At 69.5% G+C, this 23,769-nt stretch carries 22 protein-coding genes and 1 riboswitch; of the genes, 15 read left to right on the top strand and 7 right to left on the bottom strand.

Annotation, left to right across the window (positions count from 1 at the left end):
* Window positions 1-113: 113 nt before the first annotated feature.
* Window positions 114-1,313, bottom strand: coding sequence for a quinolinate synthase NadA (gene nadA, locus ACIBK8_RS14185; protein ID WP_399042038.1), 1,200 nt, complete (start codon window positions 1,311-1,313; stop codon window positions 114-116).
* A 351-nt stretch (window positions 1,314-1,664) separates the two neighbouring features.
* On the opposite strand from nadA, the gene ACIBK8_RS14180 reads away from it, so the two are divergent.
* Entirely contained in the window at window positions 1,665-2,021 is a 357-nt protein-coding gene (locus ACIBK8_RS14180; protein ID WP_227048131.1) for an iron-sulfur cluster assembly accessory protein, read from the top strand.
* Between the two features lie 87 nt (window positions 2,022-2,108).
* Here the strand turns inward: ACIBK8_RS14180 and ACIBK8_RS14175 are convergent, their stop codons facing one another.
* On the bottom strand, window positions 2,109-3,629 hold the full coding sequence (locus ACIBK8_RS14175; protein WP_399042037.1) for a hypothetical protein: 1,521 nt from the start codon (window positions 3,627-3,629) through the stop codon (window positions 2,109-2,111).
* A gap of 141 nt (window positions 3,630-3,770) precedes the next feature.
* Window positions 3,771-3,992 carry a hypothetical protein gene (locus ACIBK8_RS14170; protein ID WP_393679621.1) on the bottom strand — a complete coding sequence of 74 codons (222 nt, stop codon included), beginning with the start codon at window positions 3,990-3,992 and terminating at the stop codon, window positions 3,771-3,773.
* A gap of 142 nt (window positions 3,993-4,134) precedes the next feature.
* Here ACIBK8_RS14170 and ACIBK8_RS14165 point away from each other — a divergent pair, with 142 nt between their 5' ends.
* The gene (locus tag ACIBK8_RS14165; protein ID WP_399042036.1) at window positions 4,135-5,109 is read left to right on the top strand and encodes a carbohydrate kinase family protein; all 975 of its coding nucleotides are present in this window, start codon (window positions 4,135-4,137) and stop codon (window positions 5,107-5,109) included.
* Between the two features lie 29 nt (window positions 5,110-5,138).
* Here the strand turns inward: ACIBK8_RS14165 and ACIBK8_RS14160 are convergent, their stop codons facing one another.
* A complete protein-coding gene (locus ACIBK8_RS14160; RefSeq protein ID WP_399042035.1) occupies window positions 5,139-6,554 on the bottom strand; it encodes a cysteine desulfurase/sulfurtransferase TusA family protein in 1,416 nt (471 codons plus the stop codon).
* Window positions 6,555-6,871: 317 nt separating this feature from the next.
* Here ACIBK8_RS14160 and coxB point away from each other — a divergent pair, with 317 nt between their 5' ends.
* The 4 genes from coxB to ACIBK8_RS14140 all read left to right on the top strand — a co-directional run bounded on the left by coxB (window position 6,872) and on the right by ACIBK8_RS14140 (window position 11,351).
* Window positions 6,872-7,834 (top strand): cytochrome c oxidase subunit II, encoded by a 963-nt coding sequence (gene coxB / locus ACIBK8_RS14155; protein ID WP_399042034.1) that lies wholly within the window; start codon window positions 6,872-6,874, stop codon window positions 7,832-7,834.
* Window positions 7,831-9,567 carry a cytochrome c oxidase subunit I gene (gene ctaD, locus ACIBK8_RS14150; RefSeq protein ID WP_399042033.1) on the top strand — a complete coding sequence of 579 codons (1,737 nt, stop codon included), beginning with the start codon at window positions 7,831-7,833 and terminating at the stop codon, window positions 9,565-9,567. Before coxB ends, ctaD begins: the two co-directional genes overlap by 4 nt.
* Entirely contained in the window at window positions 9,564-9,962 is a 399-nt protein-coding gene (locus tag ACIBK8_RS14145; RefSeq protein WP_393679613.1) for a cytochrome c oxidase subunit 4, read from the top strand. Before ctaD ends, ACIBK8_RS14145 begins: the two co-directional genes overlap by 4 nt.
* 114 nt (window positions 9,963-10,076) lie before the next feature.
* A complete protein-coding gene (locus tag ACIBK8_RS14140) occupies window positions 10,077-11,351 on the top strand; it encodes an Ig-like domain-containing protein (RefSeq protein WP_399042032.1) in 1,275 nt (424 codons plus the stop codon).
* Between the two features lie 19 nt (window positions 11,352-11,370).
* Here the strand turns inward: ACIBK8_RS14140 and ACIBK8_RS14135 are convergent, their stop codons facing one another.
* Complete coding sequence (locus ACIBK8_RS14135; RefSeq protein ID WP_399042031.1) at window positions 11,371-11,772, bottom strand: hypothetical protein; 402 nt, start codon at window positions 11,770-11,772, stop codon at window positions 11,371-11,373.
* Window positions 11,773-12,070: 298 nt separating this feature from the next.
* Between ACIBK8_RS14135 and ACIBK8_RS14130 the strand changes: the two genes are divergently transcribed.
* From ACIBK8_RS14130 to ACIBK8_RS14105, 6 genes are all read left to right on the top strand, one after another.
* Window positions 12,071-12,691, top strand: a complete 621-nt coding sequence (locus ACIBK8_RS14130; protein ID WP_030281841.1) for a heme-copper oxidase subunit III — start codon at window positions 12,071-12,073, stop codon at window positions 12,689-12,691.
* Window positions 12,692-12,768: 77 nt separating this feature from the next.
* Entirely contained in the window at window positions 12,769-13,578 is an 810-nt protein-coding gene (locus ACIBK8_RS14125; RefSeq protein ID WP_393679608.1) for a c-type cytochrome, read from the top strand.
* 74 nt (window positions 13,579-13,652) lie between these two features.
* A complete protein-coding gene (locus ACIBK8_RS14120; protein ID WP_393680317.1) occupies window positions 13,653-14,639 on the top strand; it encodes a Rieske 2Fe-2S domain-containing protein in 987 nt (328 codons plus the stop codon).
* A complete protein-coding gene (locus ACIBK8_RS14115; RefSeq protein ID WP_399042030.1) occupies window positions 14,636-16,273 on the top strand; it encodes a cytochrome bc complex cytochrome b subunit in 1,638 nt (545 codons plus the stop codon). The genes ACIBK8_RS14120 and ACIBK8_RS14115 overlap by 4 nt, the downstream gene beginning before the upstream one ends.
* Before the next feature lie 140 nt (window positions 16,274-16,413).
* Complete coding sequence (gene trpD / locus ACIBK8_RS14110; protein WP_399042029.1) at window positions 16,414-17,478, top strand: anthranilate phosphoribosyltransferase; 1,065 nt, start codon at window positions 16,414-16,416, stop codon at window positions 17,476-17,478.
* 105 nt (window positions 17,479-17,583) lie between these two features.
* Window positions 17,584-17,700, top strand: a riboswitch (SAM riboswitch).
* Between the two features lie 166 nt (window positions 17,701-17,866).
* Window positions 17,867-19,243 (top strand): aminotransferase class V-fold PLP-dependent enzyme, encoded by a 1,377-nt coding sequence (locus ACIBK8_RS14105; protein WP_399042028.1) that lies wholly within the window; start codon window positions 17,867-17,869, stop codon window positions 19,241-19,243.
* A gap of 207 nt (window positions 19,244-19,450) precedes the next feature.
* On the opposite strand, the gene ACIBK8_RS14100 is transcribed toward ACIBK8_RS14105, so the two are convergent.
* On the bottom strand, window positions 19,451-19,732 hold the full coding sequence (locus ACIBK8_RS14100) for an Lrp/AsnC family transcriptional regulator (protein WP_136741556.1): 282 nt from the start codon (window positions 19,730-19,732) through the stop codon (window positions 19,451-19,453).
* Window positions 19,729-20,409: a rhomboid family intramembrane serine protease gene (locus ACIBK8_RS14095; protein ID WP_399042027.1), complete on the bottom strand. Its 681-nt coding sequence runs from the start codon at window positions 20,407-20,409 to the stop codon at window positions 19,729-19,731. Before ACIBK8_RS14095 ends, ACIBK8_RS14100 begins: the two co-directional genes overlap by 4 nt.
* A 323-nt stretch (window positions 20,410-20,732) precedes the next feature.
* Between ACIBK8_RS14095 and ACIBK8_RS14090 the strand changes: the two genes are divergently transcribed.
* The 3 genes from ACIBK8_RS14090 (at window position 20,733) to ACIBK8_RS14080 (ending at window position 23,672) form a co-directional block, all read left to right on the top strand.
* Window positions 20,733-20,972 carry a hypothetical protein gene (locus ACIBK8_RS14090; protein WP_393679600.1) on the top strand — a complete coding sequence of 80 codons (240 nt, stop codon included), beginning with the start codon at window positions 20,733-20,735 and terminating at the stop codon, window positions 20,970-20,972.
* A gap of 18 nt (window positions 20,973-20,990) precedes the next feature.
* Window positions 20,991-22,364 (top strand): NYN domain-containing protein, encoded by a 1,374-nt coding sequence (locus ACIBK8_RS14085; RefSeq protein WP_399042026.1) that lies wholly within the window; start codon window positions 20,991-20,993, stop codon window positions 22,362-22,364.
* A gap of 282 nt (window positions 22,365-22,646) precedes the next feature.
* A complete protein-coding gene (locus ACIBK8_RS14080) occupies window positions 22,647-23,672 on the top strand; it encodes an NlpC/P60 family protein (RefSeq protein WP_399042025.1) in 1,026 nt (341 codons plus the stop codon).
* Window positions 23,673-23,769 lie beyond the last annotated feature (97 nt).

The raw sequence follows: 23,769 nt of genomic DNA, 5'->3' as shown, positions 1-23,769 counted from the left end.
GGGTGTCGGCAACCGGTGACTCGGCGCCCGTGACGGTGGAGTGCACCGGCTGACGGGACGCGAACGGGCCGCCGCTTCCCGCGAGTTGGGGGAAGCGGCGGCCCGTCGGGCGTCTACGGCAGCGCCAGCATCCGCTCCAGCGCCAGCTTCGCGAAGTGCTCGGTCTCCTTGTCGACCTCGATGCGGTTGACGACCTTGCCGTCCGCCAGCGACTCCAGGGCCCACACCAGGTGCGGCAGGTCGATGCGGTTCATCGTCGAGCAGAAGCAGACCGTTTTGTCGAGGAAGACGATCTCCTTGTCGTCGGCGGCGAACCGGTTCGCCAGGCGGCGGACGAGGTTCAGCTCGGTGCCGATGGCCCACTTCGAACCGGCCGGGGCGGCCTCCAGGGCCTGGATGATGTGCTCGGTCGACCCGACGTGGTCGGCCGCCGTCACGACCTCGTGCTTGCACTCGGGGTGGACGAGGACGTTGACCCCGGGGATGCGGGCCCGTACGTCCTCGACCGACTCCAGGGAGAACCGGCCGTGCACCGAGCAGTGGCCGCGCCACAGGATCATCCGGGCGTCCCGCAGCTGCTCGGCGGTGAGCCCGCCGTTCGGCTTGTGCGGGTTGTAGACGACGCAGTCCTCCAGGGACATCCCGAGGTCACGGACGGCGGTGTTGCGGCCGAGGTGCTGGTCGGGCAGGAACAGCACCTTGTTGTCCCGGCGTCCCCCCTGCTCGAAGGCCCAGTCCAGGGCCCGCTTGGCGTTGGACGAGGTGCAGATCGTGCCGCCGTGCCTGCCGGTGAACGCCTTGATGTCGGCCGACGAGTTCATGTACGAGACGGGCACGACCTGCTCGGCTATGCCGGCCTCGGTCAGCACGTCCCAGCACTCGGCGACCTGTTCGGCGCTCGCCATGTCGGCCATCGAGCAGCCGGCTGCCAGGTCGGGGAGTATCACCTGCTGGCCGTCGCCGGTGAGGATGTCGGCGGACTCGGCCATGAAGTGCACGCCGCAGAAGACGATGTACTCGGCGTCCGGCCGGGCGGCGGCGTCCCGCGCGAGCTTGAAGGAGTCGCCGGTCACGTCGGCGAACTCGATGACCTCGTCGCGCTGGTAGTGGTGACCGAGGATGAAGACCTTGTCCCCGAGCTTCGCCTTGGCGGCGCGGGCACGCTCGACGAGGCCGGGGTCGGACGGGGCCGGCAGGTCGCCGGGGCACTCCACGCCGCGCTCGCTCTTGGGGTCGGCCTCGCGGCCGAGGAGCAGCAGGGCCAGCGGGGTCGGCTGGACGTCCAGGGGCTGGGCGGTGGTCACGACACGCACCCTCTCTTTGTCTTCGGTGAGCACGGCGAGGTGGCCGCACCAGGGGAGCCGGCGCCTCGCACCGGGAACCTTTTCGTCTATTTGACGCTATCTATCATAGCCGCTTCACGTCACTTTGACGATGGGCATCGTGTCGATGTGACGCATCCGTGCGGGGCCGATTTCGGGACGCCGGCCGGGCTCCGCGCGCAGGTGTGCGAGCATGAAGAGGCAATGTCATGAGAGCCCTGCCGGCCGTGCCCGGGAGGTCCCTCGACACCACGCGCCCAGCCGGAATTAATCCGGGACGTCGCCGGTTGCAGTTGGTTGCATCCGTTGACAAGCGGTCCGTACAACCCGGGAGAGATGTAGATGAGCGTTCAGGACGAGAAGGCCGCCGTCAGTGACGGCATCATCCTGTCCGACGCGGCCGCGTCGAAGGTGAAGGGCCTGCTGGAGCAGGAGGGCCGTGACGACCTCGCGCTGCGCGTGGCCGTTCAGCCCGGAGGCTGCTCCGGCCTGCGATACCAGCTCTTCTTCGACGAGCGCTCGCTCGACGGCGACGTCGTCAAGGACTTCGACGGCGTCAAGGTCGTCACCGACCGGATGAGCGCCCCCTACCTCGGCGGTGCCTCCATCGACTTCGTCGACACCATCGAGAAGCAGGGCTTCACGATCGACAACCCCAACGCCAGCGGCTCCTGCGCCTGCGGCGACTCCTTCAGCTGAGGCTGCCGGACGTACGAAGGCGAAGGCGGCGCCCCTCGGAGCGAGGGAGCGCCGCCTTCGTCATGCCGGGCCGCCGTGGCCCCGGGGCTACTGGCTGGGCACCGACGTGCCGGTCGACACGTCGATCACCTTGCGCTCGCCCAGCGGCTTCTCCAGCGTCACCGTCTTCGTGAACTCCTTGGCGATCTTGACGCAGGCCTGTCCCGGCTTCTTGTCCTCGCCGACCACCTTGGTCCGCACCGCCGTCGCCGACTCCTCGGCCGACACCGAGTAATCGCTGCACACCCCGCCCCAGAAGTGCAGCGTCAGCTTCCGGCCGCCGTCCGAGACGCCGTACGCCTCCAGCGCCATCGCGCCGGGCTTCCCCGAGGGCCGGTGCGGCTGCCCGGGAGTCGCCGAAGGGCCGCCGTCCCGCTGCGCGAGATAGCGCGGCTGCACCGCGGGATGCGCGACCGTCGTCGACGCGTCGGGGCCCTGGCCCGCGCCCGGCTGCTCGACCCTGAACAGCCACGAAGGCACCAGCGCCTGCCCGCCGTCCACGTACTGCACGGCCAGCCCGAAGACCGCGCCGGTCACCTCGGACGGCTTCTGTGCCTTCGTCGGCGCCGGCTCGCACGGCGCGATCCCGTCGCCCGGCGTGCCCTTCTCCGTCTGCGGCGCCACACAGCCGCCCGGCCTGCCGCGCCCGTCACGGGAGTTGAGCCGCTCCAGCGTCTTGTCCGCACTCAGCACCGGATAGTCCGCACCCTTGACGGGATGCGCCAACTGCCCGCTGCCGCCCACCACTTGACCGTCCGAGCCGACCTGCAGATCGCTCTGCCACCCGTACGTCGGCAGCTTGCCGAGCACCGGGTCGGCGGTGACCATCCGCACCGCCCCGGACAGCCCGTGCGCGTCGAGCGCGGCGTTCTCCTGGCCCAGCGCCTTCAGCACCGGCCGCACCGCCTGCTTCGCCTTCTCCTGCGACACCGCGCCCTTGCCGCTGCCGTCGTCCTCGGTCGTCGCGTCCGGGCCGCCCCGGTAGGACGGACAGCCGGGCCGGCTCGACGGCGTACCCGAGCCGCCGTCCTGGCCGGATGTCCCCTCGGGGGAGGCGGGCAGCGCACAGTTCGTGCCGCCCGGGGTGCCGTACTGCGAGTACGTCCACGACCCCGCGCCGGTCTTGTTCACCTGGAGCACCGGGCTGCGCGCGTCCCGGGTCAGCCCGCCGACCTTCCAGGTGGTGCCTTCCGAACGGACCTTTCCGGCCACATCCAGGGCCTTCGCCAGCCGCTTCACCGCGTCCTGCTTGATCTGTCCCTTCGGGCGGTAGACCGGCGCCGCGTCCGGCCCGTCGGGCAGCTGGTGCACGGCGCGGTAGTTCGCGCCCTGCGGGTTGGGCTCACCTGCGGCGATACCGCCGCCGGTGTAGCCGTCGAGGGCGAGCGGCGGGGGCTCGCCCGGAGCCCCGGCGGGCGCGCCGGAACCGTCGCCGGAAGCGGACGACGCCCAGTACGCCGCCCCGCCGCCGGCCAGCAGCACCGCGGCGGCCATCGAGGCGGCCACCAACGGGGTGCGCCGCCTGCGCTCCTTGGGGTGTGCCGGATCGGGGGTGTCCTCGGTGTTCACCGCATCGCTCCTTCGGCTCCGCTGGACATCTGACGTGCCATCCTCCGTGAAGGGGGCACCGATGGGACGGAGCGGGGGTGCGGGCGGTTCCCCGCGGGTGCCGCCCGGCGGGCCGCACCCGGGGCCGGCCGGCGGGCCTGGTCAGTCGCCGTACTCGGACATGCCGTCGACCAGCGCGGCGGAGGCGGCGGACACCGTGATCCCGCGCAGATCCGACGCACGGCCTGCGGCCGGCGGGGTACGGTGCACGGCCTTCCAGTGCGGCGCCATCCGCGCGCAGTCGCCGCGCAGCTGGTCCAGCGACTCGGGGTCGGCGACGGACGGGCGCACAGGGGATGTGACGGCTTTCACAGTCTTGGTCATGGGGGAACCGTACGCATCACGCGGCCTGCGAAGAAAGCCCTACTATTGGGTAGTTTCGGCAGGTGGGAGCGGGGCGTGCCGACCGGGTAGCGTTGCTTCACGTCCGTCACGTCCATCCCGCATCCGCAGGAGCAGACCCGTCGTGCGTATCGCAGTCACCGGCTCCATCGCCACCGACCACCTGATGACCTTCCCCGGCCGCTTCGCCGACCAGCTGGTCGCCGATCAGCTGCACACGGTTTCCCTCTCCTTCCTCGTCGACCAGCTCGACGTCCGCCGCGGCGGCGTCGCCGCCAACATCTGCTTCGGCATGGGCCAGCTCGGCGCCGAGCCGATCCTGGTCGGCGCCGCGGGCAACGACTTCGACGAGTACCGCGCCTGGCTCGACCGCCACGGCGTCGACACCCGCTCGGTCCGCATCTCCGAGGTGCTGCACACCGCCCGCTTCGTGTGCACCACCGACGCCGACCACAACCAGATCGGCTCCTTCTACACCGGCGCGATGAGCGAGGCCAGGCTCATCGAGCTGCAGACCGTGGCCGAGCGGGTCGGCGGCCTCGACCTCGTCGTCATCGGCGCGGACGACCCCGAGGCGATGATCCGGCACACCGAGGAGTGCCGCAGCCGCGGCATCCCCTTCGGCGCCGACTTCTCCCAGCAGATCGCGCGCATGGACGGCCCCGCCATCCGCACCCTCATGGAGGGCGCCGCCTACCTCTTCTCGAACGAGTACGAGAAGGGCCTGATCGAGTCCAAGACCGGCTGGAGCGACGAGGAGATCCTCGCCAAGGTCGGCACCCGCGTCACCACCCTCGGCGCCAACGGCGTCCGCATCGAGCGGGCCGGCGAGCCCGCCATCGAGATCGGCACGCCCGAGGAGCACGCCAAGGCCGACCCGACCGGCGTGGGCGACGCCTTCCGCGCCGGCTTCCTGTCCGGCCTCGCCTGGGGCGTCGGCCCCGAGCGCGCCGCGCAGGTCGGCTGCATGCTGGCGACCCTGGTCATCGAGACCGTCGGCACCCAGGAGTACGAGCTGCACCGCAGCAACTTCATGGACCGCTTCACCAAGGCGTACGGCCACGAGGCCGCGGGCGAGATCCAGGCCCACCTGGTCTGACGGGCCACGCCCGCCCCGGGAGCGCGAGGTCAGACGCGGCGCCGCACCACATACGCGGCGCCGCGTTCCGCTTCCCGCTCGCCCACGAACTCCTGCTCGCGCATCGCGCACCACGCGGGAATGTCGAGCCGCGCCGCCTCGTCGTCGGACAGCACGGTGACCGTCGCGCCGACCGGCACCTCGCCGATCACCTTCGCCAGCTCGATGACCGGCAGCGGGCAGCGCTTGCCCAGCGCGTCGACGGTCCGGCCGCCCGCATCGGCCGCCTCACCCGCCCCGGCCGCCTCCGCCGCCCGCGCGGCCCCCGCGCCCGCCGGCACCCCCAGCCGCTCGCGCACCGCCCGCACCGCCCGCGGCAGCACCTCCAGGAACCGGTCCACGTCCGCGTCCCGCGTGCCGCGCGGCAGCGAGACGCGCACATTGCCCTCCGACAGCACCCCCATCGCCCGCAGCACATGGCTCGGCGTCAGCGTGCTGGACGTGCAGGACGACCCGGACGACACCGAGAAGCCCGCCCGGTCCAGCTCGTGCAGCAGGGCCTCCCCGTCGGCGTAGAGGCAGGAGAACGTGACGAGGTGCGGCAGCCGGCGGGCCGGATCGCCGACCACCTCGGTGTCCGGGACCAGCGCGGGCACCCGCCCGCGGATCCGGTCCACCAGACCGCGCAGCCGCGCCGCCTCACCGGCTTCCCCCGCGGCCCGCAACGCCCGCAGGGAGGCCGCGGCGGCGACCTGTGCGGGGATGTTCCCGAAGCCGGGCGCCCGGCCCGACTCCCGCTCGTCCAGGGGGCCCTGAGGCGAGAAACGGGTGCCCTTGCGGACCACCAGCAGGCCGACCCCGGGCGGGCCGCCCCACTTGTGGGCGCTCGCCGTCAGCACCGACCACGCGCCGGCCACCGGACCCCAGGGCAGCGACTGCGCCGCGTCCACCAGCAGCGGCACCCCGGACTCCCGGCACCGCTCCGCCACCTCGTCGACCGGCTGCTCCGTACCCACCTCGTGGTTGGCCGACTGGAGGCAGACCAGCGCCGCGTCAGGGCCCAGCGCGGCGGCGACATCCGCGGCGGCCACCCGCCCGGTACGGTCCACGGCGATCTCGGAGCGGCTGCCGCCCGCCGCCTCGTGGGCCTCGGCCGCGTGCAGCACGGAGGAGTGCTCGACGGCGGAGTGCAGCAGCCGCCGGCCGGCCCGCCGGCGGCCCGCCAGCGCGCCGGAGATGCCCGAATGCACCGCTTGCGTCCCCGAAGGGGTGAAAACCAGTTCGTCGGGCCGGCAGCCCACCGCCTCCGCCGCGGCCTCCCGCGCCGCGTCCAGGAGCAGCCGCGCCCGGCGCCCCTCGCGGTAGAGCCGGACGGGGTCGGCCCAGCCCTCGTCCAGCGAGGCGAGCAGCGCCTCACGGGCGACGGGGTGCAGCGGGGCGGAGGACGCGGCGTCGAAGTAGGGCACGTACGAGACGGTAGAGGACGGGCCGTCGTGCCGCGCCGCGCGCCGGAACCCCGGGCCTCCGGCGGCTGTCGGGCACGGCGTCAGATGCCGGGTGTGAACGGGCATTCGGCGGCCCGGCGGGCCCTTCGAAGGGCCCGCGACCACCCCTTCGGGGAGTGACGCGCCGCGTTGGGCACCCTCCCCGCGCGGCCCCAAATAGCGTCCAGTAGGGTTTGGTCCGCATAAACATCCAAACCCCTGCCCGTGCCAGGGCCGGCGACCGACCAGCGAGACGGCCGCAGCCGGTCTCGCGGGCGAGACTCTCGGGAAGGCGCTACGTGAGTCCCAACGGCTCCGACCGCTCGTCGCGGCGCCCGATGCGGCGGAAGCTGCCGCAGGTGCTTGCTGCGGGCCTGGTTCTGGCGACCGCAACTGGTTGCACATCAAAGGACTTCCCCCGCCTCGGCATGCCAACGCCCGTCACGGACGAGGCACCGCGGATCCTCTCTCTTTGGCAGGGCTCCTGGGCCGCCGCCCTCGCAACGGGCGTGCTGGTGTGGGGCCTCATCATTTGGAGCGTGATCTTCCACCGCCGCAGCAGGACCAAGGTGGAGGTCCCCGCACAGACGCGGTACAACATGCCGATCGAGGCGTTGTACACGATCGTTCCGTTCATCATCATCGCGGTGCTGTTCTACTTCACCGCACGTGATGAGAGCGCAATCCTCAAGACCTCCAAGAAGCCGGACCACGTCGTCAACGTCGTGGGCTTCCAGTGGAGCTGGGCGTTCAACTACATGGAGGACGTGGACGGCGACAAGTCGACCTCGAACCTCGACTCCAAGGCAGTCTCCGGCATCCCGGACAAGTGGAAGAAGAGCGTCCCGGCCGGTGCCGAAGGTGTCTACGACACCGGTACTCCGGGCGAGCGGAACCCGCAGACCGGCAACCCCGGCCCGACCCTGTGGCTGCCCAAGGGTGAGACGGTCCAGTTCATCCTGACCTCGCGTGACGTCATCCACTCCTTCTGGGTGGTGCCGTTCCTGATGAAGCAGGACGTTATTCCGGGCCACACCAATGTCTTCGAGGTGACTCCGAACAAGGAGGGCACCTTCATGGGCAAGTGCGCCGAACTCTGCGGCGTCGACCACTCCCGGATGCTCTTCAACGTCAAGGTCGTCTCCCCCGAGAAGTACCGGGAGCACTTGAAGGACCTGGCGAAGAAGGGCCAGACCGGTTACCTGCCGTCGGGCATCAAGCAGACGGATCACGCCAGGAACGCGGAGACCAAGAACCAGTGAGCATCCTCAACGAACCCCAGGGTGCCGCCGCCGATACGGCCCCGGCAGCACCGCCCGTACGCCAGAAGCAACCCGGCATCGCCGCGGTCAAGTGGCTCACCACCACCGACCACAAGACGATCGGGACGCTCTACCTGGTCACGTCGTTCGCGTTCTTCTGCATCGGCGGCCTGATGGCGCTCCTCATGCGCGCCGAGCTGGCCCGTCCCGGCACGCAGATCATGTCGAACGAGCAGTTCAACCAGGCGTTCACGATGCACGGCACGATCATGCTGCTGATGTTCGCGACGCCGCTGTTCGCCGGATTCACGAACTGGATCATGCCGCTGCAGATCGGCGCGCCCGACGTGGCGTTCCCGCGGCTGAACATGTTCGCGTACTGGCTCTACCTCTTCGGCTCGCTGATCGCGGTGGCCGGCTTCCTCACCCCGCAGGGTGCGGCGGACTTCGGCTGGTTCGCCTACTCGCCGCTCTCGGACGCGGTGCGTTCGCCCGGTGTCGGTGCCGACATGTGGATCATGGGCCTGGCCTTCTCCGGCTTCGGCACGATCCTCGGTTCGGTCAACTTCATCACCACGATCATCTGCATGCGCGCACCCGGCATGACGATGTTCCGCATGCCGATCTTCTGCTGGAACGTGCTGCTGACCGCCGTGCTGGTCCTGCTGGCCTTCCCGGTGCTCGCGGCTGCGCTGTTCGCCCTGGAGGCGGACCGTAAATTCGGGGCGCATGTATTCGATGCGTCAAACGGCGGCGCATTGCTCTGGCAGCACCTCTTCTGGTTCTTCGGCCATCCAGAGGTGTACATCATCGCGCTGCCGTTCTTCGGCATCATTTCCGAGGTCATTCCGGTCTTCTCCCGGAAGCCGATGTTCGGTTACATCGGTCTGATCGCGGCGACGATTTCGATCGCCGGCCTTTCGGTCACGGTCTGGGCGCACCACATGTATGTGACGGGCGGTGTACTCCTACCGTTCTTCTCCTTCATGACATTCCTCATCGCGGTACCGACCGGTGTGAAGTTCTTCAACTGGATCGGCACGATGTGGAAGGGCTCGCTGTCCTTCGAGACACCGATGCTGTGGGCGATCGGCTTCCTGATCACCTTCACCTTCGGCGGTCTGACCGGCGTCATCCTCGCGTCGCCCCCGATGGACTTCCACGTCTCGGACTCGTACTTCGTCGTGGCGCACTTCCACTACGTCATCTTCGGCACCGTCGTCTTCGCGATGTTCTCCGGATTCCACTTCTGGTGGCCGAAGTTCACCGGCAAGATGCTGGACGAGCGGCTCGGCAAGATCACGTTCTGGACGCTGTTCGTGGGCTTCCACGGCACCTTCCTCGTCCAGCACTGGCTGGGTGTCGAGGGCATGCCGCGGCGTTACGCGGACTACCTCGCGGCCGACGGCTTCACGACGCTGAACACCATCTCGACGATCAGCTCGTTCCTGCTGGGCCTGTCGATGCTGCCGTTCCTGTACAACGTCTGGAAGACGGCGAAGTACGGCAAGAAGATCGAGGTCGACGACCCCTGGGGCTACGGCCGTTCGCTGGAGTGGGCGACGTCCTGCCCGCCCCCGCGGCACAACTTCCTCACGCTGCCGCGCATCCGGTCCGAATCCCCGGCGTTCGACCTGCACCACCCGGAGATCGCCGCGCTCGACGCTCTCCAGAACGGCCACGGCTCGGCGGATGACAAGGCTCTCGCCGGCGGCAAGGAGGCTGGCAAGTGAAGATCCAGGGCAAGATGTTCATCTGGCTCTCCGTCTTCGTCCTCGCCATGGCGATCGTCTACGGCGTCTGGTCGAAGGAGCCGGCGGGCACCACCGCGCTGTTCCTCGCGTTCGGCCTGTGCATCATGATCGGCTACTACCTGGCCTTCACGGCCCGACGGGTGGACGCCGGAGCGCAGGACAACGAGAACGCCGAGGTCTCCGACGACGCGGGCGAACTGGGCTTCTTCAGCCCGCACAGCTGGCAGCCGCTCTCGCTGGCCGTCGGCGGTGCGCTCGCCTTCATGGGAGTCGTCTTCGGCTGGTGGCTGCTCTACTTCTCGGCCCCGGTGATCTTCATCGGCCTCTTCGGCTGGGTCTTCGAGTACTACCGCGGTGAGAACCGCACGCAGTAACCGCGGTTCACGCGCCGTATGGGGCGGGCCCGGACACCTCAACTGGTGTCCGGGCCCGCCTCGTTTGCAGTACTCCAGCGCGCTGCACCAGGGGATTCTTCATATTTTTGGTGCATGAGTCACAGACCTCGAACCCGGACGGTGCTGAGCTGCGGCCTCCTGCTCGTGCCCCTCGCGGTGAGCACCACCGCGTGCGGGGGCTCGTCGTCGGAACCGCTCTCCACCAAGCCCTACGACGCGGCCGACCAGATCTCGTCCAACACCCCGGACGGCAAGCAGAAAGCGGATCCCAACAAGCCGCTTGAGGTGTCCGTCAAGGGCGACGAGGCGCGCATCACGGACGTGACCGCCACCGACGCCTCCGGCCGCTCCATCCGCGGCGAACTCACCGCGGACGGCAAGCACTGGCGCACCACGGTGCCGCTGGCGGCCGGCACCCGCTACTCGGTGCGGGTCAGCACCGAGGACGAGGACGGCAACCCCGGTCTGAAGACCCTCGACGTCGAGACCAAGGGCGGCGGCAACCGGCTCCAGGTCACCTTCGGCCCGAAGAGCGGCGAGTACGGCGTCGGCCAGCCGGTCACCGCCGAGTTGAGCAAAGAGGTCAAGGACCCCAAGGCGCGCGCGGTCGTCGAGAGCGCCCTGAAGGTCGACTCCACGCCCCGCGTGCAGGGCTCCTGGCACTGGGTGGACGGCAAGACCCTCCACTTCCGCCCCCAGGAGTACTGGCCCGCGCACGCGAGCATCGCCGTGCACAGCAACCTGGAGGGCCTGAAGATCTCCAAGGGCCTCTACGGAGGGCCCGCCAAACCGGTGAAGCTCACCACCGGGGACAAGATCGTGGCGGTCACCGACGTGGCGACGCACCAACTGACGGTCGCGCGCAACGACAAGGAGATCAACACGATTCCGGTCACCACCGGAAAGCCCGGGTTCGACACCCGCAACGGCATCAAGGTGGTGCTCGGCAAGGAGAGCTTCGTCCGGATGACGAGCGGCAGCATCGGTATCCCGGACGGGAGTTCGGAGTCGTACGACCTGCCGGTCTACTGGGCGACCCGGGTCACCAACAGCGGCGAGTACGTGCACGCCGCGCCCTGGTCCGTCGGATCACAGGGCGCGGCCAACGTCAGCCACGGCTGCACGGGCATGTCCACGGGCGACGCCGAATGGTTCTTCAACGCCGTACGCGTCGGCGACATCGTCAAGGTCGTCAACAGCGGCGGCGCGGACATGGCGCCCTTCGGCAACGGCTTCGGCGACTGGAACATGCCCTGGCAGGAATGGCGGGACGGCAGCGCGCTGAAGAACCAGGCCACCGGCACCACAGGAGCCGCCGAGCAACAGCCGGAATCCGCCGATGCGGCCCGGCTGCGCCCGCAGGTCTGAGGGCGCCTCAGAAGGCCGCTCAGGCCCGCGTGAGGAGCCTTTCGCGCAGCAGCGCGGCCAGGGAGTCGGCGAACGCCACCGGGTCCACCGGATGGGTCACGGCGGCATCCGCGCGGCTCCAGGTGGCCAGCCAGGCGTCCTGCGGGCGCCCGATGAGCAGCAGCACCGGGGGGCAGCGGAAGATCTCGTCCTTGATCTGCCGGCAGACGCCCATGCCGCCGGCGGGCGCGGTCTCGCCGTCCAGCACGCACACGTCGATGCCGCCCGCGTCCAGGGCCGCGAGAACGGCCGGCTGGGTGGCGCACTCCAGGATCTCGACCTGCGGAACATCGGCTGCGGGCCGCCGGCCTGCGGCCAGCCTGACCTGCTCGCGGGTGGTGGCGTTGTCGCTGTAGACCAGCACCGTGGCAGTCGCCTGCATCGTTCCTCCACGCTTCGAAGCGGCACGGATCGGGGCGGCACCTGTGCATGGGGCGTCCCCACCGTAGGTAGGGCTCGGATGCTACTCCCGGAAGGGGCGTCCGCAGGAGGGTCCGAACCGGACCAAGATCTGCCCGATGCCCCGTCAGGACTGGTCGCAGCGCGTCCCGGGGATGCCGGAAGGGCCCGTGCTTCCCTCCTTCGGGCGACCGCGGGGACGGTCCGTACGAGCAGGGCATACGCCCTTGACACACCGAACGGCACCCCCCGGAGTGAGGGCGGGATAAGCGACCGACATAATGTCGGTCGTGGCGACAGCAACGACAGTAGAAACCGGGCACGCGCACCCGTCGGTCAATCGACCGAATCTCACCAGCGTCGGAACCATCATCTGGCTGAGTTCCGAGCTGATGTTCTTCGCGGCCCTCTTCGCGATGTACTTCACCCTTCGATCGGTGACCGGTGCCGAGTATTGGAAGGAAACCTCCGATGCGCTGAACCTTCCGTTCTCAGCGACGAACACGACGATCCTGGTGCTCAGCTCGCTGACCTGCCAGCTCGGCGTATTCGCGGCCGAGCGCGGCGATGTCAAGAAGCTCCGTACGTGGTTCGTGATCACCTTCATCATGGGTGCGATCTTCATCGGCGGTCAGGTCTTCGAGTACACCGAACTGGTCAAGGAAGAGGGCCTCTCGCTCTCCTCCGGCCCGTACGGCTCGGTGTTCTACCTGACCACCGGCTTCCACGGACTGCACGTGACGGGCGGTCTGATCGCCTTCCTGCTGGTCCTGGGCAGGACGTACGCGGCCAAGAGGTTCACCCACGAACAGGCCACCGCGGCCATCGTCGTGTCCTACTACTGGCACTTCGTCGATGTCGTCTGGATCGGCCTCTTCGCCACGATCTACCTGATCCGGTAACCGGTCCCGACCGGAACCGCAGTTCAGACAGACATAGCCAAGCATCGACGCAGAAGATCCTGACACCGGGGTAATCCGTGAAAAAGCTCTCCGCACGACGGCGCCATCCGCTGGCGGCGCTCGTCGTCCTACTCTTCGCGCTGGCGGTCACTGGGGGGCTGTACGCCGCGTTCGCGCCGGCGGACAAGGCTCAGGCCGATGACACCGCCCAGTCTCTTGCCATCAAGGAGGGCAAGAAGCTCTTCGCCGTGGGCTGTGCAAGCTGCCACGGCACCGGCGGTCAGGGCACCTCCGACGGCCCGAGCCTGGTCGGCGTGGGCGCCGCCGCCGTCGACTTCCAGGTGGGCACCGGCCGTATGCCGGCCCAGCAGCCCGGCGCTCAGGTGCCGCGGAAGAAGAACATCTACAACAACGCCGAGATCGACCAGCTCGCGGCTTATGTCGCGTCGCTGGGCGCCGGTCCCACCGTGCCGAGCAAGGACCAGTACAGCCCGGACGGTGCCGACGTCGGCAAGGGCGGTGAGCTGTTCCGCACGAACTGCGCGCAGTGCCACAACTTCACCGGTAAGGGCGGCGCCCTGACCAACGGTAAGTTCGCCCCGACGCTCGAGGGTGTGGACCCGAAGCACATCTACGAGGCCATGGAAACCGGCCCGCAGAACATGCCTTCCTTCGGCGACGGCTCGCTGTCGCAGGAGAACAAGAAGAACATCGTCGCGTACCTCGGCGCCGTCAACAGCGACAGCTCCGAGAGCCCCGGCGGCCTGGACCTCGGCGGTCTGGGGCCGGTCAGCGAGGGCCTCTTCGGTTACATCTTCGGCCTGGGCGCGCTGGTAGCGGTCGCCATCTGGGTCGCAGCCCGGACTACGAAGGCCAAGAAGTCATGAGTGAGACTGGACGACACGCAGACGTGCCAGAAGAAACCCTTCCGAGTGAGCGCCACGACGCTCACGGCGACGCGGTGGCCAAGGGGGAGAACCCCTTCGCCGACCCGGGGCTGCCGGCCCACGAGCACCGCGTCCAGGACATCGACGAGAAGGCCGCCCGGCGCTCCGAGCGCGTGGTCGCCTATCTCTTCCTGCTGTCCATGCTCGCGACGGTCGCGTTCATCGCGTCGTACGTGATCTTCCCGATCGACAAGATCGTCTACATCTGGCCGATCGGTCACATCAGCGCCCTGAACTTCTCTCTCGGTCTGACCCTGGGTGTGGCGCTGTTCTGCATCGGCGCCGGCGCGGTCCACTGGGCCCGCACGCTGATGTCGGACGAGGAGATCGCCGACGACCGGCACCCGATCGAGGCCGAGCCCGAGGTCAAGGCCAAGGTCCTGGCGGACTTCGCACAGGGTGCGAAGGAGTCGGGATTCGGCCGCCGCAAGCTGATCCGCAACACCATGTTCGGTGCGCTGGCCCTGGTGCCGCTCTCCGGCGTCGTGCTGCTGCGCGACCTCGGTCCGCTGCCCGAGAAGAAGCTGCGGACCACCGGCTGGAAGAAGGGCATCCGCCTCGTCAACCAGTCGACCAACCTCCCGCTGCGTCCTGAGGACATCGCGGTCGGTTCGCTCACCTTCGCCAAGCCCGAGGGCCTGGAGGAGGACAGCGAGGACTTCAACGAGAACATTGCCAAGGACGCCCTGATGCTCGTGCGGATCCAGCCGCAGAACATCAAGGACAAGCAGGAACTCGCCTGGTCGCACGAAGGCATCGTGGCGTACTCGAAGATCTGCACCCACGTGGGTTGCCCGATCAGCCTGTACGAGCAGCAGACGCACCACGTGCTGTGCCCGTGCCACCAGTCCACCTTCGACCTCTCTGACGGTGGTCGCGTGATCTTCGGTCCTGCCGGTCACGCCCTGCCGCAGCTGCACATCACGGTGAAGGACGGCTTCCTCGAGGCCGCACGCGACTTCGCGGAGCCCGTCGGCCCGAGCTTCTGGGAGCGCGGATGAGTAACGAGACGAGCGCGACCACCGCGCGTCGCGGCCAGGCGCCGCGGGGCGAGCGGATCGCCGACTGGGCCGACGGCCGGCTGGGTATCTACAGCCTCGCCAAGTCCAACATGCGCAAGATCTTCCCGGACCACTGGTCCTTCATGCTGGGTGAGATCTGCCTCTACAGCTTCATCATCATCATCCTGACCGGCGTCTACCTGACGCTGTTCTTCCACCCGAGCATGGCCGAGGTCACGTACCACGGTTCCTACGTGCCGATGCACGGGATCCGGATGACCCAGGCGTTCGAGTCGACCCTGGACATCAGCTTCGATGTCCGCGGTGGTCTGCTGATCCGGCAGATCCACCACTGGGCGGCCCTGATCTTCCTGGCCGGCATGATGGTCCACATGATGCGGGTGTTCTTCACCGGCGCCTTCCGCAAGCCGCGCGAGGTCAACTGGCTGTTCGGCTTCCTGCTGCTGGTGCTGGGCATGTTCACCGGCTTCACCGGCTACTCGCTCCCCGACGACCTGCTCTCCGGTACCGGTGTGCGGTTCATCGAGGGTGTCATCCTGGCGATGCCGCTGATCGGCTCGTACCTGCAGATGTTCATCTTCGGCGGGGAGTTCCCGGGGCACGACATCATCCCGAGGTTCTTCACGGTGCACGTGCTGCTGCTGCCGGGCATCATGCTCGGTCTGCTGGTGGCGCACCTGATCCTGGTCTTCTACCACAAGCACACGCAGTTCCCGGGTGCCGGCAAGACCAACAAGAACGTCGTCGGCATGCCGCTGCTGCCGGTCTACATGGCCAAGGCCGGAGGCTTCTTCTTCCTGGTCTTCGGTGTCATCTCGGTGATCGCCGCGATCGCGAGCATCAACCCGGTGTGGGCGATCGGTCCGTACCGTCCGGACCAGGTGTCCACCGGCGCCCAGCCCGACTGGTACATGGGCTTCGCCGAGGGTCTGGTGCGTGTCATGCCGGGCTGGGAGTGGAACTTCTGGGGCCACACCATCAACTTCGGTGTGCTGATCCCGATTCTGATCTTCCCGCTGGTCCTGGTCGCCATCGCGGTCTACCCGTTCGTCGAGTCCTGGGTGCGGGGTGACAAGCGTGAGCACCACATCCTGGACCGCCCGCGCAACGTCCCGACCCGTACCGGCTTCGGTGTCGCCTGGCTGATCGCGTACTTCGTGATGCTCATCGGCGGTGGCAACGACCTGTGGGCCACCCACTTCCACCTGTCGATCAACTCGATCACCTGGTTCGTCCGGATCGCGTTCTTCGTCGGTCCGGTGCTCGGCTTCATCGCCACCAAGCGGATCTGCATGGGTCTGCAGCGGCGTGACCGGGACAAGGTGCTGCACGGCCGCGAGTCGGGCATCATCAAGCGCCTGCCGCACGGTGAGTTCGTCGAGATCCACGAGCCGCTGGACCAGGAGCAGCTGCACGTGCTCACCCAGCACGAGCAGCCGACGCCGCTGGAGCTGGGCCCGGAGGTCGACGAGAACGGCGTCGAGCGCAAGGTGTCGCGGTCGAAGAAGCTGCGCGCCAAGCTCTCGAAGTCCTACTACAGCGAGGACAACGTCATCCCGAAGCCGACGGCAGAGGAGTACAAGGAGATCACCAGTGGCCACGGCCACCACTGATCACCACCACGCCGTGTGACACACGGCGGTAAGTGACGCCACCCAGAGGGCCCCGTCCGGCGATCGGACGGGGCCCTCCGGCATTCCGGCGGCTCGGTAGGGTTTGACCACAAGCAGGACACGAACCAGGAGTGTGGACCATGAACGTTGTGACCCCGGTCGGCGGCGACAGCGTGGCGGCCCGCACCTGGCCGGACGTACTGAACGCCCTGCTGGACGGCCGTGACCTCGCCGCCGACGACACCGCCTGGGCGATGGACCGGATCATGCGCGGCGAGGCCAGCGACGCGCAGATCGCCGGTTTCGCGGTGGCGCTGCGGGCCAAGGGGGAGACCGTCGCGGAGATCTCCGGGCTGGTGCGCGCGATGTACGACCACGCGCGGCTGATCGAGGTGCCGGGGCCGAGCGTGGACATCGTCGGCACCGGCGGTGACGGCGCCAAGACCGTCAACATCTCCACGATGTCGTCGATCGTGGTGGCCGGCACCGGCGTGAAGGTCGTCAAGCACGGCAACCGCGCGGCGTCGTCGGCGAGCGGCGCGTCCGACGTGCTGGAGAAGCTGGGTGTCGCGCTCGACCTGTCGCCGCGGCGGGTCGCCGAGGTGGCGAACGAAGCGGGCATCACGTTCTGCTTCGCGGTGAAGTTCCACCCGTCGCTGCGGCACGTGGCGCCCGCCCGGCGGGAGTTGGGCATCAGGACCACGTTCAACGTGCTGGGCCCGCTGACCAACCCCGCCAAGGTGCGGGCGCAGGCGACCGGTGTCGCGGACGCCCGGATGGCGCCGATCCTGGCCGGTGTACTGGCCGAGCGCGGCTCGTCCGCCCTGGTGTTCCGCGGCGACGACGGGCTCGACGAGCTGACGACGACGGCGACGTCCCGGGTGTGGATCGTCCGCAACGGCGCGGTGCGGGAGGTGGCCTTCGACCCGCGGGACGTCGGTATCCCGCTGGTGCCCGTGGCGGCGCTGCGCGGCGCCGACGCGTCGTACAACGCCGACGTGGCGCGGCGGCTGCTGGACGGGGAGCGCGGTCCGGTGCGGGAGGCGGTGCTGCTGAACGCCGCCGCCGCGCTGGTGGCGCTGGAGCTGACCGACGCGCCGCTGACCGAGCAGATCGGGGCGGCGATCGGCAGGGCCGCCGATTCGATCGACTCCGGTGCGGCCAAGCGGGCCCTGGAGCGCTGGGTGGCGGCCAGCAACGCCTGAGCGCGGCGCCGCAGTTGCGGCGTGCGGATGTGAGCCCGGCCCGGTTTGATCTCAAAAACTGGACCGGGCTTGCGCCGTACGGAGCGTGTGGCATGATTCTGCCCAGGTCACGAGTGACAGCGATATGGCCCCGGCCCGCTGTCCGGCAACCCTCCGTCCGTGGCGGGGTGCCCCGGGTGATGACCAGGCCGCAGTCAGCGAGGTCTGCGGCAAGCGCGGATCCCTCGCCAGGGATCCTGGTCTTCGAGGGAGATCTTCCGTGAACCAGCGAATGCGATAGGGCCCGAAGGCCCCTTTTCCGCTTTCTGCTTTTTCCTTTCACACTGCGTCGCCGCGCTGTCGTACGCCCGCACGCAGTGAATTCGCCTTTCTCTCACGGGAGTTCGCCATGCCTGTTTCCGCCGTTGCCGCCGACAGTTCCGTTTGTGCCCCGCTGGCCGTTCTGGGGCGAGATGTCCTGGTGCCGCTGGTCACCGGCGGCGAGGTCGACTACGCCGCGCTGGACTACGCGGCGAGCGCCCCGGCGCTCCAGCGGGTCTGGGACGACGTGGCGGGCTACGCGCCGTACTACGGCAGCGTGCACCGCGGCGCCGGGTACCTCTCGCAGCTCTCCACCGACCTGTTCGAGAACGCCCGCACCACGATCGGGGACTTCCTGGGGTGCCGCCCCGACGACCAGGTGGTCTTCACCCGGTCCACCACCGACTCGCTGAACCTGCTGGCCGCCGTACTGCCGCCGCACACCCGGGTGTTCGTCTTCGAGACCGAGCACCACGCGTCGCTGCTGCCCTGGGAGCAGTGCCCCGGCGCCGAGGTGACGTACCTCAACGCGCCGCGCACCCCGCAGCAGGCCGTCGACACACTGGAGACGGCCCTCGCCGAGCGCGAACCCCACGGCCCCGCCCTGGTCTGCGTGACCGGTGCCTCGAACGTGACCGGTGAGCTGTGGCCGGTGCGGGAGTTGGCCGCCGCCGCGCACGCACACGGCGCCCGGATCGTCCTGGACGCCGCGCAGTTGGCCCCGCACCACCCCGTCGACATCGCCGAACTCGACGTGGACTGGATCGCCTTCTCCGGACACAAGCTCTACGCGCCGTTCGGCTCGGGCGTGCTGGCCGGCCGCGCCGACTGGCTGCGGGATGCCGAGCCGTACCTGGCGGGCGGCGGCGCCAGCCGCAAGGTCGCGCGGCGTACGGACGGCGGCGTGGACGTCGAGTGGCACACCAGCGCGGCCCGGCACGAGGCCGGTTCGCCGAACGTCATCGGTGCCTACGCGATCGCCTCGGCCTGCCAGGCACTGACCGAGGCCGGATTCGACACCCTGGTCGCCCGCGAGCAGGAGCTGATCGCCCGGGTCACGGCGGGGCTGGCCGAGGTGCCCGAGGTCAGGGTGCTGTCGCTGTTCGGCGACGACGCCCCCCGGGTCGGCGTCCTCTCGTTCGTCGTCGACGGCTGGAACAGCTCGCACTTCGCTGCCGCACTGTCGGCCGAGTACGGCATCGGTGTGCGCGACGGCCTGTTCTGCGCGCACCCGCTGGTGCGCACCCTGCTGGGCGGCGAACCGGACGAGCCCGGCGAGTGCGGCGCCCCCGAGGCGGCCCCCGGCGAGCGCTCACTGAACGCCATCCGGGTCAGCTTCGGCGCCGGCACCCCCGACGAGCACATCGACCGCTTCGTACGGGCCGTGAAGGAACTGGTGACGGACGGCGCCCGCTGGAACTACCGCACGGAAGAAGGCCGTTGCGTCCCCGACGCAACCCGCTGAGGAGACAGAGGCGCGCCCAACCGACGACGCGCACCCCCCCATTCCCCCACACACATACGGGAGGGGCCGGACCGCAGGACGAAGTCCGGAGGTCCGGCCCCGCACCCGAACAGCCCCGCGCAGCGCCAACAGCCCGCCGCAGGCGCAACGGCGGAAATCCCCCACGGCGGGAAAGCCGGCAACGTGGGAAACAGCCCAGCGCAGCGCCTACGCGTCGAGCCCGATCGCGAACGCCGCCTCCAGGTCGTGCTGGGAGTACGTACGGAAGGCGATGTGGGTCTCCGTGGAGGCGACACCCGGCACCTTGCTGATCCGGCCGGGAATGACGTCGGCGAGGTCGTCGTGGGCGGCGACGCGGACCATGGCGATGAGGTCGTGGGCGCCCGTGACGGAGTAGACCTCGCTGACGCCTTCCAGCGCGGCGATCTTCTCGGCGATCTCCGGGATCTGGTCCACGCTGGTCTTGATGAGCACGATCGACGTGATCACTGCTGGCTCTCTCCCTCGGTCGCCGGTGCGTTCCCCCTGGTGGCCACCACACTAGCGCCCCGGTAGCGGCCCCACGCGTAGAGGAAGCCGAGGGCGAAGCCCACCACATGGGCGAGGTAGGCGACGCCGGGGCCGCTGGGGTCGCGCTGGGCCGCCAGCCACTGGAGCACGAACCAGAACAGCAGCACGATCCAGGCGGGGAAGCGCAGCGGCAGGAAGAAGAGGAACGGGAAGATGCTGGTCACCCGGGCCTTGGGGAAGAGGTAGAGGAAGGCGCCCAGCACGCCGGAGATCGAGCCGGACGCGCCGACCAGGGTCTGTCCCGACGTGGCGTGCGCGGCTGCGTAGCCGAGCAGGGCCAGGTAGCCGGTGCCGAGGTAGAAGACGGTGAACGGCAGCCGCCCCATCCGGGACTCGGCCATCCCGCCGAAGACGTAGAGGAAGAGGACGTTGCCGAGCAGGTGCAGCCAGCTGCCGTGCACGAACAGGGCGGTGAGCGGGGTGAGCAGGGCGTGCGGTGAGCCGCTCCACAGGTCGCGGGGGATCACGCCCCAGTGCGCGAAGTAGGCGGTCTGTGCCTGGAGCAGGGTGTCGCCGGTGCCGTAGAGGTGGTTGAGGCCCGAGGCGGGGCCGAGGGCGAAGAGCGCGCAGCACAGGCCGATCAGGACGTTCGTCATGCGGGAGAACACCGCGGTCAGGGAGCGTGCGGAGCGGAGCGCGCCGGCGGTCGCGGGCGGGTCCGACCGGGGCCTCGGGGGCCCGGGGGAGTGGGGTGGCGGGGGAGGCAGAGGCGGCGCCATCATGAAGCGATCATGACGTAATGCGGGCAATCGGGACAGACTGCCTCGCCGCACGGCACCTCCTGGACGGTGCCCGCACCGGCCCTTCATCAGGCCGTAGGGTTACGGGCAGTACTTTGCGTTCTTCCGCAGTCCGACGGCGCACCGCGTGAGCCCGCAGCTTCGGTCACCACGCTCGAACAGGAAAGAGGACGATCACGATGGCTGTTCCCGTGCCGACGGACGGAACCCGGTGGCGCTGCACCCTGTGCGGCAACCTCACGCGTTTCGATGTGACCCGCCGGTCGAAGGTCGTGGAGTACCTCCACCTCGACCTCGCCGGGGAGCCGAAGGTGGAGGAGCGCGAGGTGCTCAGTGAGAGCATCGAGTCCGTGCGCTGCCGCTGGTGCAACGCGGTCGACCAGATCGAGCTGGTGGACCGGCCGGGCGCGAGCACCTGAGATCGGAGCGAGACAGCCGTGGTGGAGCGTCCAGCAGGGGAGCCGGGGGCGGAGCACGATGACGCGCCCGGCCGGGCGGCCGAAGAGGCCCTCGACAGTCCGCTGCCCGAGGGCGTGAGGCGCCGTGTTGTGGCGCTCGCCGCGGACGCGTTCGGCGCCCTGACGGTGGCCGAACTCCCGCCGCCGCTGCGGCAGTACGCCCGTTTCACCCCCACCCGCCGGGCCAAGTTCGCCGGCAACGCGATGGCTGCCGCGCTGGAGAGTGACGCGGTGTTCCGGCAGCGGATCGCGGGCAAGGTCCGCGCGGCCCAGCCGGAGCTGGCCGGCGCCCTGGAGAACGGCACCCCGCCCGCCGCCGCCGACCCGCTGGACGTCGCCGCCGCGGCGTACGTGCTCCGCCCCGACGGCTGGGTCAAGCTCGTCGCCGCGGCCGGCGAGGAGGCCCAGCGGGCGCGCGCCGAGCGGGCCGGTGAAGAGGCCGACAGGGAACTGGTCAGGCTGCGCGACGAGCTGGCGCAGGCGCGTACGGATGCCCGCGCCGACGCCGAACGGGTGCGGGCCGACCTGGACGGGCTCCGCAAGGAGAACGAATCGCTCCAGCGCAAGCTGCGCAGCGCCCAGAGCGACGTCAAGCGCGGCGCCGCGACGGTGCGCAAGGCCGAGTCGGCGCTGGAGGCCGAACGCTCCCGGGCGGCTGCGGAGAAGACCGCGGCGGACAGCGAGGTGCGGCGGCTCAAGGCGCGCATCGCCGAGGCCGAGACGGCGCTGGAGACCAGCAGGCGGGCCGCCCGCGAGGGGCGCAGCACCGAGGACATGCGGGTGCGGCTGCTGCTCGACACCGTCCTGGACGCCGCCCAGGGGCTGCGCAGGGAGCTGGCGCTGCCGCCCGCCGACGTGCATCCGGCGGACACCGTCGACGCGGTCGCCCCCGGCCGGATGACGCCCAAGGACATCGCCACCCGCGCGCTGTCGGAGACCGATCCGGCACTGCTCGACCAGCTTCTGGCGCTGCCGCAGGCCCACTTGGTGGTCGACGGCTACAACGTCACCAAGACCGGCTATCCGACCATGCCGCTGGAGAAGCAGCGGCTGCGGCTGCTGGGCGGCCTCGCGGTGCTCGCCGCCCAGACCGGCGCGGAGATGACGTGCGTCTTCGACGGTGCGGAGCTGGCGGCGCCGGTGCTGCTGGCGCCGCCGCGCGGGGTGCGGGTGCTGTTCAGCAAACCGGGCGTGACGGCCGACGAGTTGATCCGTCAGCTGGTGAGGGCCGAACCGCCGGGCCGTCCGGTCGTCGTGGTCTCCACGGACCGGGAAGTGGCCGACGGGGTCGCGAAAGCCGGCGCGCGTCCGGTCGCATCGGCCCTGCTCCTCAAGCGACTTGCCAGGACCTGACGCGGCGGCGATATGTCCGTTGCTTCGTCTCTGGCTGTCAAATCCCCGCTACTGCCTGTGTGATGTTGGTAAAACCTCGGGCTGACGGACCGTTTTTTTCCCCTGAGGATTTGAAGCGATCACAACTCGGTCACTAAGGTCGGGCCTCGAACCTTCATGCAGTTGATCATCCAACCGGGATGAACAGTGAAGGAACCGCCGAGTCCGCGGCGTTCGCGCGGAGCCGGGGTCTCACCCCCCCACTTCCCGGTAGGCGGCTGGAGGAAGAAGGAGCTCGCCTTCGTGGCGTCCCACCGTCGACCCAAGCAGCCGAGCCGTATTCGTGTGACCGTGCTCACCGCGACCGCCGCCGCTGCCGTCGCCCTCTCGTCCCAGGCCGCCCAGGCCGCCCCCGAGCAGTCGAAGAAGGACGTGAAGTCCGAGGTCGACAAGCTCTACGAGCAGGCCGAGCAGGCCACCGAGAAGTACAACGGGGCCAAGGAAGACCAGGAGAAGCTCCAGAAGGAGGTCGCGGACCTCCAGGACAAGGTCGCCCGCGGCCAGGACGAGCTGAACCAGCTGCGCAAGGGCCTGGGCGCGGTCGCTTCCGGTCAGTACCGCAGCGGCAGCATCGACCCCTCGGTCCAGCTGTTCCTCTCCGGAGACCCGGACACCTACCTGGAGAAGGCGTCCACGCTCGACCAGTTGAGCGGCAAGCAGGCCGACCAGCTGAAGGTCATCGAGGACAAGCAGCGCCGCCTCGCGCAGGAGCGCGCGGAGGCCGCGAGCAAGATCCAGGACCTCGCCGACACCCGTAAGGCGCTCGGCGAGAAGAAGGACGAGATCAAGGGCAAGCTCGGCAAGGCCCAGGAGCTGCTGAACACCCTGACGGCCAAGGAGAAGGAAGCGCTCCAGGCCAAGGAGAACCGGGCCGACCGCAGCAACGACCGGGTCAACCTCGGTGACGACGCGCCCGCTTCGCAGCGGGGAGCCGCCGCCCTGGCCGCCGCCCAGTCGAAGATAGGCGCGCCGTACGTCTGGGGCGACACCGGACCGTCGTCCTTCGACTGCTCGGGTCTGACCTCCTGGGCGTACCAGCAGGCCGGCCAGTCGCTGCCGCGCACCTCGCAGGCGCAGGCCAACGCGGGCACCCGGATCGCATCGCAGAGCGCGCTCAAGCCGGGCGACCTGGTGCTCTTCTACGGCGACCTGCACCACATCGGCCTGTACGCGGGCAACGGCACGGTGCTGCACGCCCCCAAGCCGGGTGCGTCGGTGCGCTACGAATCGATCAACAACATGCCGTTCCAGTTCGGCGTGCGGCCCTGACACGGCCCAACCTGCCGCCCGAACGGGCGAATTGCGGTTCGCTCCGCTGACTTCCCGCCCCGCCGGTGACCTGCACAGTCACCGGCGGGGCGGCATT

The sequence above is a fragment of the Streptomyces sp. NPDC050161 genome (assembly GCF_044460025.1).
In the GTDB taxonomy this organism is placed as follows: Bacteria; Actinomycetota; Actinomycetes; order Streptomycetales; family Streptomycetaceae; genus Streptomyces.
This window is presented reverse-complemented; position numbering and strand designations above follow the sequence as displayed.